Origin of the sequence: Paralteromonas sediminis (assembly GCF_003820355.1) — a bacterium.
Classification (GTDB): domain Bacteria; phylum Pseudomonadota; class Gammaproteobacteria; order Enterobacterales; family Alteromonadaceae; genus Alteromonas_F; species Alteromonas_F sediminis.
Genome location: NZ_RPOK01000004.1, coordinates 376,806 through 391,094 on the forward strand (window position 1 = coordinate 376,806; position 14,289 = coordinate 391,094).

Annotated in this window: 11 protein-coding genes; 5 read left to right on the forward strand and 6 right to left on the reverse strand. The window is 46.9% G+C overall.

Translation table 11 applies throughout. From position 1 onward, the window contains the following. The first annotated feature begins 12 nt into the window (after positions 1-12). Complete coding sequence (locus DRW07_RS13805) at positions 13-759, forward strand: SDR family oxidoreductase (protein ID WP_124028515.1); 747 nt, start codon at positions 13-15, stop codon at positions 757-759. A gap of 23 nt (positions 760-782) precedes the next feature. Next, entirely contained in the window at positions 783-3,581 is a 2,799-nt protein-coding gene (gene glnE / locus DRW07_RS13810; RefSeq protein ID WP_124028516.1) for a bifunctional [glutamate--ammonia ligase]-adenylyl-L-tyrosine phosphorylase/[glutamate--ammonia-ligase] adenylyltransferase, read from the forward strand. Here glnE and DRW07_RS13815 read toward each other — a convergent pair. From DRW07_RS13815 to DRW07_RS13825, 3 genes are all read right to left on the reverse strand, one after another. Beyond that, on the reverse strand, positions 3,550-4,164 hold the full coding sequence (locus DRW07_RS13815; RefSeq protein WP_124028517.1) for a TcpQ domain-containing protein: 615 nt from the start codon (positions 4,162-4,164) through the stop codon (positions 3,550-3,552). The genes glnE and DRW07_RS13815 overlap by 32 nt on opposite strands. 52 nt (positions 4,165-4,216) lie before the next feature. Further along, complete coding sequence (gene lpxL, locus DRW07_RS13820; RefSeq protein WP_124028518.1) at positions 4,217-5,143, reverse strand: LpxL/LpxP family Kdo(2)-lipid IV(A) lauroyl/palmitoleoyl acyltransferase; 927 nt, start codon at positions 5,141-5,143, stop codon at positions 4,217-4,219. A 69-nt stretch (positions 5,144-5,212) separates the two neighbouring features. Then, positions 5,213-6,136 carry a LysR family transcriptional regulator gene (locus DRW07_RS13825; protein ID WP_124028519.1) on the reverse strand — a complete coding sequence of 308 codons (924 nt, stop codon included), beginning with the start codon at positions 6,134-6,136 and terminating at the stop codon, positions 5,213-5,215. Between the two features lie 306 nt (positions 6,137-6,442). On the opposite strand from DRW07_RS13825, the gene DRW07_RS13830 reads away from it, so the two are divergent. Then, a complete protein-coding gene (locus tag DRW07_RS13830) occupies positions 6,443-7,663 on the forward strand; it encodes an acyl-CoA dehydrogenase family protein (RefSeq protein WP_124028749.1) in 1,221 nt (406 codons plus the stop codon). An 11-nt stretch (positions 7,664-7,674) separates the two neighbouring features. Continuing rightward, positions 7,675-8,433 carry an SDR family oxidoreductase gene (locus DRW07_RS13835; protein WP_124028520.1) on the forward strand — a complete coding sequence of 253 codons (759 nt, stop codon included), beginning with the start codon at positions 7,675-7,677 and terminating at the stop codon, positions 8,431-8,433. Here the strand turns inward: DRW07_RS13835 and DRW07_RS13840 are convergent. After that, positions 8,430-11,486, reverse strand: a complete 3,057-nt coding sequence (locus DRW07_RS13840; RefSeq protein ID WP_124028521.1) for an efflux RND transporter permease subunit — start codon at positions 11,484-11,486, stop codon at positions 8,430-8,432. The two genes, DRW07_RS13835 and DRW07_RS13840, sit on opposite strands and share 4 nt — an antisense overlap. A gap of 1 nt (position 11,487) precedes the next feature. Next, positions 11,488-12,570: an efflux RND transporter periplasmic adaptor subunit gene (locus DRW07_RS13845; protein ID WP_124028522.1), complete on the reverse strand. Its 1,083-nt coding sequence runs from the start codon at positions 12,568-12,570 to the stop codon at positions 11,488-11,490. A gap of 134 nt (positions 12,571-12,704) precedes the next feature. On the opposite strand from DRW07_RS13845, the gene DRW07_RS13850 reads away from it, so the two are divergent. After that, positions 12,705-13,319, forward strand: coding sequence for a TetR/AcrR family transcriptional regulator (locus tag DRW07_RS13850; RefSeq protein ID WP_124028523.1), 615 nt, complete (start codon positions 12,705-12,707; stop codon positions 13,317-13,319). On the opposite strand, the gene DRW07_RS13855 is transcribed toward DRW07_RS13850, so the two are convergent. After that, the gene (locus DRW07_RS13855; RefSeq protein ID WP_124028524.1) at positions 13,316-14,191 is read right to left on the reverse strand and encodes a TetR/AcrR family transcriptional regulator; all 876 of its coding nucleotides are present in this window, start codon (positions 14,189-14,191) and stop codon (positions 13,316-13,318) included. The genes DRW07_RS13850 and DRW07_RS13855 overlap by 4 nt on opposite strands. Between the last annotated feature and the right edge of the window lie 98 nt (positions 14,192-14,289).

Below are 14,289 nucleotides of genomic sequence, written 5' to 3' on the forward strand. Positions count from 1 at the left end.
AAGAAGAAGACTATGTCTATTGAACAAACTCACATCGTCATTACCGGCGCTGCCAGCGGCATTGGAAAAGCGATGGCTGAACACTTCACTGCCCGTGGCATGCATGTCGCGCTGCTTGACAGAAACCAACAACAATTAGATAAATTGGCCCAAGATTTACCTAATAGCCTGCCCATTTGTGTAGATATTGCCGATGAGACACAAGTCGACGCGTGTTTCGAACGCATCATGTCGCAGTTCGGTAAAATCGACATGTTGTTAAACAATGCTGGCGTGTTGAACGATGGACTACTACTTAAAGTCAAGGACGGTAAAGTAGTTAATCGGTTATCTGTTAGTGCCTGGCAATCTACTTTGGATGTGAATCTTACCGGTACTTTCCTTTGTGGGAGGGCGGCGGCTAGTCATATGGCAACAAATGGTGGCGGCGTCATAATCAATGTATCCTCAGTCGCCAGAGCGGGTAATAAGGGGCAAACCGCCTATTCTGCTAGCAAGGCGGGCGTAGTGGCACTCACGGCGACCTGGGCAGCCGAGTTGTGTGATTATGGGATCAGAGTCGCTGCCATCGCACCCGGTTTTGTCGACACACCGATGATTCAACAAATGCGTCCGGATATGCTTGAAATGATGGTGAGTAAAGTACCCGTCAAGCGTGTCGCTAAATTAGCAGAGATGGCCGACGCCATCACTTTTATTATGGAAAATGACTACTTTAACGGCAAAATATTAGAATTAGACGGCGGTTTACGCTTCTGAGTCGAACGCTTTTGAGGAAATGCATGACTTCAATAACGGAAAATGACACTGATTTGATAAAAAAAGCATTTGCATGCAGCAATTATCTGGCTGCGCTTTGCGAACGTGATGACACGGTGTTGACGACCTTGCTAAATGGCCAAGGTACGCCTTATTTGGAAGAAGCGCTTCACCTCAAAGCGCTCGAGGCTTTTACTGAACATTGTGACTCAGAAGTCCATTTGATGTCGGCGCTTCGGGCCTATCATGCTCAACATACCGCTCGTATTATTTGGTACGACGTTATTGTTCAGCAACCTATTAAGCATTCACTCACGCAAGTGTCTGTGCTTGCCAATGCCATTATTCTCACTGCCTATAACTGGTTGTATACGTCGCTGACACAGCGTTATGGCATACCGCAGGCAAGACAGCCTATGTGCATACTGGCCATGGGCAAACTAGGCGGCCATGAGCTTAATTTTTCATCTGACATTGATCTTATTTTTGCCTATCCGGAAAAAGGGGAAACACACGGAGGGCGAAAGCAGGTCGAGCATCAAGTCTTTTTCACCAAGCTCGCACAAAAGCTGATACATGTTCTGGATACAGTGACTACTGAGGGGCGCCTATATCGAGTTGATATGCGTCTGCGTCCTTTTGGTGAGAGTGGCCCTCTGGTCGCCCATTTTGACGCACTGGAAGATTACTACCATGAGCAAGCACGGGAATGGGAACGGTTTGCCCTGATGAAAGCCCGTATTATCAATCCCCCCACCAAAGATACTGACACCCTGTACAATATCATCAGGCCTTTTGTATATAAAAAATACCTCGACTTCACCACGCTGGATGCGCTTCGGGATATCAAACAGATGATCAACGCCGAGACTCGACGTCGGCGACTTGCCAACAACATTAAGCTGGGTAGAGGCGGAATACGTGAAGCGGAATTCTTCGTACAATGCTTTCAGATGATCCACGGTGGTAGACATCCGAGCCTACAAGTTAAAAACTGGCTAAAGGCCTGCGAGAAGCTTGCTCAGGAAGGGCATATTGCCACTGAAACCCAGCAGGCGATAACACAGGCTTATTGCGTTTTGCGAAAGGTAGAACACGCCCTACAACAAGTGAATAATGAGCAAACTCAGTCACTGCCGACCGACCCGCTACACTGGCAAAAAATCGTATTAAGTACTGGTTATGAGAGCCAGGCATCACTGGAACACGACATTGCTAAAGCCAGAGAAACCATTCATGATCTGTTTGCTGAACTCTTTGCACAACCCGATGAGGACGTCGACACTGAATCCGCACTTTATCAGTTTTGTGTGGATGCCTGGCAACTGGATTTGTCAGAACAGGAACTCAATGACACGGGCCAGTCTGTAATAGATACCCACCTGGTTTCCCAGTTCCATACGATTATTTCTGGGTTGAAGAAAACTGTGCTTACCTCACGAGCGGGGACGAGGGGACGTCAACAACTCGACAAATTGATTCCTCTAATCCTTGAAGCGTTTTTAGAAAATGAAGACAAAGACTTTGTCGTTCTTGAGCGAATTTTCGCGCTAATCCATGCTGTTTTGGGCAGAACCACTTATCTGGATTTGCTACTGGAAAACCCCGATGTACGCAAACAACTTTTTCACCTTTGCCAGCTAAGCCCTTGGATTGCCGACCAGTTAAGGCAGTTTCCATTGCTGTTAGATGAATTGCTAGCGCCCATTTACTTACATAACCAAACAACGGACCTCGAGGCGAGTCGGCAAGAATATATCGGTGAGCTCAGGCAAGTGCTTCTGCGCATTGACCCTGATGATGAAGAGCAGCACATGGATGTGTTACGACAGTTCAAACTGTGTCAGCAGTTGCGAATAGCAGCAGCTGATATATTAGGCACGTTGCCAGTTGAAAAAGTGAGTGACAAACTGACAATGCTTGCTGAAGTCTTGTTGACCCATGTGATCAATACGGCGTTACATCAAATGGCAAAGCGATATGGCCTGCCAGAGTATCACGATATCCCAGGTCATGGATTTGCAGCCTTGGCTTACGGCAAAATGGGAGGGTGGGAATTAGGCTATGGCTCGGACTTAGACTTAGTTTTTATCCATAATGCTCCGGCTGATAGTCAAACCACTGGGGCCAAACAAATCAGTGCGCAACAGTTCTACATCAAAGTCGCACAACGCATCATGCATTTACTGAACACCAAAACCATTTTTGGTGAGTTATATGACACTGACCTGCGGCTTCGGCCTTCAGGCAACGCTGGCCTATTTTGTTGCCACGTTGACGGATTCACCCATTACCAGAATAACGATGCATGGACCTGGGAACACCAAGCACTGGTGCGAGCGAGGGCGGTATTTGGCGAGACGGAACTCATTGAAAAGTTCAACCTTACGCGACAAGCCATATTGTGCAAGACACGCGACGTTGAGGCGCTGAAGATTGAAGTGTCGGACATGCGCAGAAAACTGTTCGAGCACTGGCAATCAGAAAAGGGAAAACAATCCTTTAAGCACGGTACCGGCGGGATCACAGATATTGAGTTCTTAAGCCAATATTGGGTATTGGCTTATTCACACCAAGACACTTCACTCACAAAATGGCAGGACAACCTGCGCATTATTGACGCAGCTTCATCAACGTCGTTGATCAGTGCAGAGCAGGCCGATGTGTTAAAGAAGGCGTATTTATGTCAGCGCAACGCACTGCATCACAGCACATTATTAGGGAAACTCGACCAGGCAGAAAGCGCAGAGATAAAACACATGCGTAAAGCTGTCAGCGAAGTATGGCAGGCTATTTTGCCTCCCTACAGTGCTGACGAATAAAGTCTGACTCATTGGTGGTAATGACTAAAGAGCGCTGATTCGGACAGAAGTACCCTTTAACTTTACCCTGAAAATTAGCGTCAATAGCACGGGCGATGTCAGCCACAGAGCCAATCATATTGTTTTCCATTTGAAACTGATGCTTAACAATAAAATCTTCGTTCAAATCCCAAATCACCTGCATGCCCTCTTGTTGGGCATACTCGGAAATGGCTGATCTCAGTGTGTTACCAGCTTCAAAAGTCCTAAATTTATGCTCTCCAACCCAACCTCGACTAACAGGTTTGAGTTCGCTGGTCATTCCCATCAAGCGCTGCTCAAGCGGTTCATCAGCGTCTGGTACTGCAATAGTAAAATCACCGGTTGGCTCTCTAATAGGATCACTGGAAGACATTCGGAATTCGCGATAAAAGTCAGACAACCCCGTGTCTATCGAGCGCTTTTCTGGTGCCCCCTCGGGTTTGGGCGTGTCCTTATTGTCCTGACGCATAATCAGAACCACAGCGGCAAGCACGACTAAAACCAATGCCAGGCCGATTTGCTTGGCCCAAAATGCGGTGCTTGAAAAACCTTTTTTGCTCATGCTAAACCACGCTCAGTCTATTGCTCGCCTACTATAGAATTTAATTACGGCATTAGTAAAGTGAAGGGTCACCTTCATTAGGCCGGGTTTTAAATCGCTTGTGCATCCACAAATAGCTCTCTGGCTGCTCATTAACGATATCCAATATCTGCTGATTTAACTCAGTCAGTGCTTCGTTATCTTCTTTATCGGCAAGTTCGCGCAAAGGTGGATAAAACTTGAGTTTGCAACCTTTCTTTGAATATTGAGACGTAATCATAAGAGGTACACAATTGGCTCTGCGCGCAAACATCAAGGTAGCCGTCGTTGTTGCCGTTTCCTCAACCCCACCAAAAGGAACAAAGGCACTTTGCGCCCGCCCATAATCTTGGTCAGGCAAGTAAATACACAACTCTCCTTCATCCATTGCGGCGAGCAAAGCCTTCGCATTGCGTTTGTGGATCATATATTTATTGGATTGCGCCCGACCGTGATACTGAAAATAGTCCATCAACGGATTATTGTGCTTTCTATAGAATGCGATGCTCGGATGTGTATAGCCTAATCCCCTACAAGCAAATTCAAGGTTCATGTTATGCAGCGCCAGACCAAATACACCGTTGCCTTGTTTCAATATGGCTTCAGCGTGTTCAAAGCCCTCTATTTCAAAGTGCTTTTTTATCCGCCATGTAGGCCACCACCAGCCAATTGCGGTTTCAAACACGGCCATTCCGGCCCTGCCTAGGTGTTTTTTAAGGACAATTTCACGCTGCTCGTTTGACCACTGCGGATAACATAACTCTAGATTTCGACGTGCAACCTGTACCCGCTTTTTCGCTACTTTGGTTAGTAACCACCCCACACCATTACCTAAGCGAAGAATGAAAGAAAAGGGCAGCCAAGTTAATAAATACAGCAATCCAGCACCTATCCAGACAGGCCAGTATTTGGGTAATAGAAATGACCATTGAAATGAGGGAGGCGTTATTCCGACTGACAAAGACTGTTCCTTTATTTTTGTTATGAAGGGCGTATAACTGTGTATTCTACCAAGCTAATTCAAACTGTGTCATTGGACAAGTGTGCTTACCGCTGAAAATCGCGCTAGTAACGCCTGATGCACCCATTGCATGGCGCTGTCCTGCAAGGCATTGGTATGCCAATATAAATGCGTCATAAGCGCGGGTAGGTGAATAGGCATAGGGTGAATGGACAATCCTTTTGTAATGGCTAAAGACGTCGCAAGTCGCATTGGCAGTGTCAGCACACCGACGCCTTGGTGAACCAATGCTATGGCAGCTTGATAAGTTTGACAGCGCATTACTGTCTGCCGATCTAATCCTGCCTGACGCAAAGCGAGATCCTCCACAGTCGCGCCTTGGGGGCGCCTGGAAACGCCAATATGGTTAGCCACCAAATAGGTCTCTAATGTTAACGTCTCTGGATGGAGCTGCTCCCAGCCCAATACGCAAAAGCTATCTTCCAATACGGGACAGTGCGATACAGGCTGACCAATGGGTCGCTCAACGTCCAATGCAAAGTCGATGTCACCTGCCAATAACGCAGATTCCATCTCCGCCCGCTGTAACACTACACTGTCTACTCGCAACTGTTGCACTTTGTTGCTCAAATGGCTAACCAGATCGGGTAACACGATTTGCTCCAGCGCATCAGGCATCGCTATTCGCACCGTCAGTTCACTGTTCGAAGGTTCAAACACCGAAGCCTGCTTTAACGCCTCAAACAAGGCCTCCAAATGCTTGCCAACAAGCGGATACACCCGTTTGCAAAAGGGCGTAGGTCGCATTTTAGTGCCATGTCGTTCAAACAAGTCATCATTAAAATGGCTCCGTAAACGCTTTAGTGCATGGCTCACCGCAGAGGGCGTAATATGCAGCCTCTCGGCAGCACGAGATAAGTTTTGCTCTTCGTTTAACACCACGAATAATCGCAACAAGTTTAAATCAAGCTGTTGCCACTGCCTCGCATCCATTGTGAATACCGTTCATAGTTTTTTGTAAAAATAAATCATTTCATTCAACTTTTCTAGATCTATACACTTGAAGCATTGCTCGGCGCAGAGAAAGAGAAGTGGTCTTTACCTTTGACACGCCGTGAACCCATCCATGGGGGCTCCACTCGGGCATCCATGCCCTCGAGGGTCAAAGGTAAAGACCACTTCTCTTTCTCTGCGCCGTCGTTAACATTTTGTTGTTCTGAATAACTATTATTGGCGCCTAGCAAATCGCAGTTGATTAACGAACAACGAAATGCCAGATATAACCAGCAAGGGCAACTTATGGATTTTTCGCATAATTCCAAAACCACGTCGCTGCTAACCCAGCTCAATACGTTTCTAGAAGACAAGGTATATCCCATTGAAGATGAGGTGTATCAGTACTATCACGAACACAATAATCACGGTGATTTTAAACGCTGGACGTTGCACCCTAAGGTGGAGGCACTGAAGTCGGAAGCGAAAGCAACTGGGCTATGGAACTTGTTTCTGCCAGATGAAGCCTTGGGTCAGGGACTCACTTGCCTTGAGTATGCCCCGTTAGCTGAGCAAATGGGTCGCTGCTTGTTCGCGCCGGAAGTATTTAATTGTAATGCGCCGGACACAGGCAATATGGAAGTGCTTTATCACTTTGGGAGTGATGCACAAAAAGCACAATGGTTAACGCCTTTGTTAGCCGGAGAAATCCGCTCTGTTTTTGGCATGACAGAGCCTAAAGTCGCGTCTAGTGACGCGACTAATATGGAAGCCAAAATCGAGATCCGCGACGACAAGATTGTTATAAATGGGCAAAAATGGTGGTCTACAGGCCTTGGGCATCCCAATGCTAAGGTAACTATTTTTATGGGGCTTTCTAACCCCGAAAATGACCGACACCAACAACATAGTATGGTCATCGTCCCCCTTGATACGCCAGGAATCGAAATTAAACGTATGTTGACGGCTTATGGCGACTATGATGCTCCCTACGGCCATGGTGAAATGCACTTTGACAATGTCACAGTGCCCCGAGAGAATCTGCTCGTTGGCCCTGGGCAAGGCTTTGCCATAGCCCAAGGGCGTCTGGGACCAGGTCGGATCCATCATTGTATGCGCAGTATCGGTATGGCAGAAAAAGCACTGGAACTTGCCATAAAACGTTCACTTACACGCGTAGCATTTGGGCAGCCTCTGATTAAACTCGGTGGTAATGGAGAGCGTATTGCACAGGCAAGAATGGCCATTGATCAAGCTCGCTTACTCACATTGCAAGCGGCCTGGAAAATTGACAACCTTGGTGTTAAACATGCTATGACAGACATCTCTGCCATTAAAGTGGTTGTGCCTAACATGCTGCAAGAAGTGGTTGATATGGCTATTCAGATGCACGGCGGTGCAGGGATGTGTAACGACTTTCCACTTGCGCGTTTTGCCGCCGGAGCCCGAAGCCTTCGTTTGGCAGATGGCCCGGATGAAGTGCACATGGGCATGGTGACCCGTTTAGAATTGAAAAAATACAAATAGAAGAAAACCCTATGTCAAAAACGTTACGACAATCCGTTTTAATTACTGGCGCAAGCTCCGGCCTTGGTTATGAAATGGCCAGACAATTTGCTGCAATGGGCCGTGATTTAGCCTTGTGTGCAAGACGCATAGACCGGCTTGAGGCACTCAAAGCTGAGTGTGAAAACATTAATCCAAACATTAAGGTGTCTATCCGTACATTGGACGTGAATGACCATGATCAGGTATTTGCGGTCTTTGACGCCTTTAACGAGGAATTTAACGGCCTAGATCGCATTATTGTGAACGCAGGCATGGGTAAAGGCGCCTCTGTTGGCACTGGCTATTTTGAAGCGAACAAACAAACCGCTATCACTAATTTTGTTTCTGCGCTAGCACAATGCGAAGCAGCCATGACAATATTTCGAGCACAGAATTATGGGCATTTGGTCACCATAAGTTCCATCAGTGCAGTGCGAGGTTTTAGACGTGCATTAACGGTTTACGCCGCAACCAAGGCAGCATTGACGTCGATGACGGAAGGTATTCGAATCGATGTACGAAACAAACCCATCAGTGTGAGTACAATTCATCCAGGCTTTATCCGTAGTGAAATTAACGAAAAAGTTGAAAAGGTGCCCTTTATGGTTGACACAAAAACGGGTGTTAAAGCCATTGTGGAAGCCATTGAAAAAGAAAAAGCCAATGCTTATGTACCCAGCTGGCCATGGGCTTGGCTGCACTATGTGCTGCGCATTGCACCCATGTCCTGGCTGGCCAAAATGAGCTAGGCTGTCATGTGCTGCGTTTTTCTAAAACTGATCCGATAGAACAGACTGTAAAACACCGGCACTGCAATCAGGGTTAATACGGTGGCAAACGCCAAGCCTCCCATGATAGTGACCGACATATCAGCAAAAAAGGCGTCTGTCAGCAAGGGAGCCATACCCAAAATTGTGGTAATTGCCGCCAGTGTAACCGGCCTTAACCGGGATGCACTGGCGCTCACAATAGCGATATCCGGTTGCTTACCCTCTTCAATTTGCAGGTCAATCTCTTCGAGTAGCACAATGGCATTTTTAATAAGCATGCCAAAAAGACTCAGAAAACCCAGCAAAGACATAAACCCGAATGGCATGTCTGTTACCAATAACCCTGATACTACGCCGACCGCTGCCATAGGCACAATAAGCCAGATAATTAGTGGCTGCCTAACCCGTCCAAACAACACAACAGATATTAAGAACATCACCAAAAAACCAATGGGCAGCCCTACCCCTAACGCTTTTTGTGCATCTCTCGACGATTCATACTCCCCCCCCCATTCCAACTGGTATCCATCAGGTAATGGAATGGCTTCAATCTGTGGTCTCAGTCGTGCCAACGCTTTCGCGGCCGTCTCCGAAAACCCTGGCTCAGCAAACACTGTGATCGTCCGAATGCGATTACGGCGATGGATTTGTGTTTCTTCATTGATAAGCTCTAACCCTTTTGAGATCTGCCGGAAAGGCACATAGCGCCGCTGCGCGGAACTCCATACTTGACTATTTTCTATGGCATCAACCTCAGAATCACTCACACCCGACATCTTGGCACGGATGCTATAACTGTAATCACCATCCTGTAAACGTCCCATTTCTACGCCTGTAGAGGCGTACTGAATAGCTTGACTAAAATCGGTCCGGCTGACACCGGCAATGCCCGCATTGAACGAATCATAATGGGCATTTAAAGCCAGCCCTTTTTCCCGCCAGTTATGACGGACATCGCGTAATTTCTCATCAGCAAGCATCCGTGCTTTTGCCTGTTCAGCGAGTTGTCTGAGTACTTCAGCATCAGGACCAGAGAAACGCGCAGCCAGTTTGGCCCCGCCACCCGGACCAAATTGCATTTTTTCGGTGTAAAAATACGCATTTAAGTCAACACTTGGCAGCGTGTCGGTCAGCGTAGTAATCACCCCGTCAATCTGGTTTCGTTCTGCTACCCGAACCAAGAAAAAGCCGTAGCTTTCGTTAGGCTGCTGCGGCGCATAGGTTAAAGTAAACCTGTCTGCACCGCGACCGATAAAGCTGGTGACTGAAACTACATCTTGGTGTTGCATGATCAGCTTTTCAGCCTCTTGAACATGGTCAGCCGTTTCTCTGATGTCCTGAGATTGTGGCCCCCAGTAGTGAACAAAAAACAGTGGTGCATTTGAGGCAGGAAAAAACCCTTGCTTCACCATTCCAAAGCCGCCATAAGCGACGAGTGTTATCACCAGCAGGCACGCAACTGTCAGCCAGCGAAATCGCAGTGCCTGAGTCAACACAGCCAAATATCCACGATAGACAAAACCAGAATTCGCCTCTTCTTCCTTGTCATCGCCTACCTGGTAAAAGTACTTACCGAACAGAGGAACGACCGTGGTCGCAAGCACCCAACTCAATAACAATGAAATCAACACGACAGCGAACAAGGAGAATAAAAACTCCCCGGTAGCATCATCTGACAGGCCAATACCAGAGAAGGCCGCAATGCCGATAACGGTGGCACCTAATAGCGGCCATTGAGTGCGTTTGACAATAAAGCTTGCCGCCTCAACAGCCGACTTGCCCTGACGCATTCGCAGCATCATTCCTTCGGCGACAACTATAGCATTATCAACCAGCATCCCCATGGCAATAACCATGGCACCCAATGAAATCCTTTGTAGCTGTAACCCCATCAGCCACATAAGCAAAACAGTGCCCATCACAGTAACCAGTAATACAGAGCCGACAACAACGCCGCTGCGCCACCCCATAAAAAGCATGAGGGTTAGCGTTACCACAGTAACGGAAAGAATGAGATTGTTGATAAACCCTTTTACCGACTCATCAACAAGAGCAGCCTGATCATAAATCGGCGTTAACGTTATGCCTGCAGGTAGACGATTAAGTAATTGCTTAGTCTTGGCGTTCACGCGTTTACCTACTTCAACAATATTGACATCGTTAAGTGCAGAAATGGCTAGCGTGATCGCCTCCTCACCCTTATAGCGAATAAGAACAGGCTGAACATCAATGGGTTCAAAGGTTAATTCAGCCACATCTCTTATCTTGATGGAGCGATTCGTGCCTGGCACAACCAGGGTTAGGTTGTAAATCTCGTCAAGACGGTCAACAGGATTTTCGACCAGCAAACGCACCTTACTTCCCTCAACCTGAATTCGACCACCATTAAAAGGCTTGAGATTTTCTGCTAATAGGTTTGTCAGGTCAGGAAATGAAATCCCTAAGCCAGCTAACTGAAATGGATTGATATAGGCAACCAACTGTTCTTGTTGCACACCGTTAACCTGTACCTTAGCAACCCCCTCGGTAACCAGTAATTCTCGTCTGATGACGCGCGCAAACTCTCGCAATTCATTGGGTGAAAAATCAGGCGCACTTAAGGCGTAATACATACCAAACACATCGCCAAAATCATCAAACACCCTAGGTTGTTGGGCACCGGTGGGCAATACGTTGCCGGCATCTCTGAGTCGCTTTCGAAGTTCATCCCAAATCTGAGGTAACACATCAGAGTCGTAATGCGATTTAACCTCCACCGTGATTTCTGACACCCCAGGTTTAGAAATGGAGGTTAGGCGATGCAGCTGAGACATTTGCTGAATCGCTATTTCAAGTGGCTCGGTAATCTCACGCTCTACTTTTCGTGCGCCAGCACCGGGAAACTGTGTCACTACCTGAACCTGCTTGATGGTGAAAGCAGGATCTTCCAGTCTCCCGATATTATTGAGTGCAATCGAACCACCAATAAGCAGAACGACAACCAGTAGCCAAACATTGACCGGATTCTTAATGGAGTAGCGAGCAATATCCATCTTATTGCTCCGGTGTATAAGGTTTCACTATCAGTCCCTCACGCATTTTGGACGCTCCCGCCGATACGACTTTGTCGTGCTGAGAGACATCACCTGATATCAGGGCAAAATTATTCTCAATGTGTAATACATCCACCTTCACACGGTTTACCTGAGATGTGTTCGCGTTAAATCGCCACACGTGGAAACCCGCTCCATCGTTACCCTGAATAGCCGAGAATGGAACTAAAACACCGTCAGCAAAGCGCGCTTGATTCACTTGAACTGTTACCGTTGCGCGGGCACCGGGTGTTAAATCTGCAGCAGTCGCATCTGCAGCAAACACCACCTTGTATGTTTGGGTAATGGGATCAGGCTGTGTAGCATGCTCAACATAGTGAAGTGAAAACTGTTTGTCAGGCGCCGAGATAATACTGGCTGTCGCGAGCACGGGTGTACCGGCTTTGTGCGCGCTTAACACCCGCTCCGGTACATTGACGTTAAAATAATAACGCGACACATCCTGAAGTCTCGCAATAATATCGCCTGCACGTACGAAGCTATTGTTCTCAACCAGGCGTTCTGACACTTGAGCATCAAAGGGCGCGCGCAATGTCGTATAACTTAAGTCTTGCTGTGCTTTTTCTAAGGCAATACCGGCCAGTTCATGCGCTGTGATTGCATTGTCCATTTGCGCTTGTGAGGCCAACCCTTTTTTGAACGTCGCCTGGATTCTCGTGAGATCGCGGGATGCCTGATCAAACCTGGCTCTGGCCTCTTTTACACCCTGCTCAAAAGGTGTGGGGTCGATGTTTGCCAGTATCTCTCCCTTTTTTACAATCTGTCCTGTCACCAAATTCTCATAGACAATACGACCGGAAACTTCAAAGCTGGCATCAACGGTTTTCACTGCCGACACCTCGGCCGGAAATGTTCTAGATGTGATGTTGACGTTGTCGACAACCCTAGCAAGCTTAACAGCCTGAATACTGGAATCAGTTTCAGATGCGCTGGGCGCTGGGCCACAGCCACTGAGTAAGAGAACAGAGGTAAAAGCGGCAACGACGACAGGAAAGTGTTTGTTGATGGATCTATATGTTTTCATTTTCCAGCCATTCTAAATGTGTATTGATTACACTTTATTAACAAAAGTAAACTATACAGTGTAGTTTAATACTTTCATTTGAAAAGTAAACTGATCAGTGTAAAAATATTTGGATATTTGTATCGAGATGTGCCATGACAGAAGCTAAAAAAACGCGCAGTGAGCTCAAACGAGAAGCCATACTGGAAGGTGCAAGGAACGCATTCCAACAGTTTGGCGTGGGAAATACCAGCATGGACAAAATTGCCGAAATGGCACAGGTATCCAAGCGCACTGTATATAACCATTTCCCTAGCAAAGAAATTCTTGTCACCCACATCATCAAGGAGATATGGGGCAATGCCATTTTAGGCTTTGACGCACCCTACGATGCAGAGCGCGACTTAAAGTCGCAATTACTTGAACTGGTAGACAATCAGCTTAATCTGATGGGTCAGAGTGAAATGTTGGAACTCACACGTGTTGCGCTCGCCCATTGTCTGTATAACCCCGATAACTTTGAGTCTGAAATTTCTGACTTTTTTGAGCAGGAAACAGCCATGATCCGCTGGCTAAAAAGTGCCATGGACGATGGAAAGTTAAAAAAAGTCGACCCCCTTTTAGCCAATGACCAGATCCTGAGTTTGTTAAAGGGTCAGGCCCTGTGGCCTCAACTATTACACGCTGAAGCGCCACTCTCCAAACAGCAGCAAATAGCGTTAGCAGAAGCCACCGTTGACATGTTTCTAAGTTATTACCGAATCTGTTAAATAACGGCTATATCCAAAGCCTCAGCCAGCTCTATGCGGTCGCGGTGTATTTCAGGATAAGGCCCAAGGTTAGCTATGAGCGCTCTCAGTAATACCTTGTTGGGTTGCTCTTTTGCTAATTCCTGAGCCATTAACTCACAGGTTTCAGTGACCTCTTTCTGACTCTCTGCAGTGAGTTGCTTTGCCTGAGACAACATATTTTTGAGAATTGCACTGGCTTTTTCCTGTCTGCTAAGCTGACTCTTTGATTCGATAGCATACACAGACTCTGCATTTAACGCGGGTTGGAGCGTGGATTTTGACAACGCCGTTAAACTTGCCTCAAGGCTCAGAGCAACAACTTCTGCGCACGCTTTCACATCAAGATTGGCGTTATCAAGTGTCATGTAAAGACCGTATTCATGAAAAGCACCATTGAGTAAAGTAAGAATATCCGTCAACCACTTTTCGTGCTTTTCACCGTAGGCTTTTCTGAGCAAAACAATTTGCTTTCGATAGTATTCTGCGCGAAAGCTTTGAATAACATCCATAATCTCATCATTCATGAGCAATGAGTCGTCCATCGCAATGGCTTGATTCAGTGATCGATCCTCGTTCATGAATGAAAGCTCTTCCGTGAAATATTCTGTCATCAGCGTTTTGCCACTATGAGGGTTACCCTCCAGCAAATTAGTCAGGTAAGACTGACTACGCTCAATAGATTGATTCATTAGCGCTACGACTATGGCTTGTTTAGACGTAAAATGAGAGTATACCGAGCCTTTTGCAATGCCTGCTCGCTTAGCGATTTCTGCAATGGTAGTACCGCTAACGCCAACCTCAATAAACAACTGACGCGCCACCGCCAATATTTTTTCTCTTTTCTCGCTCACTGGCTACTCGTGTTTCTCTGCTACATGCTCTTTTTACAGTATGCCACAATACGCAATCTGACCAAATGGTCATTTTCATGACCACAAATTCATTGACA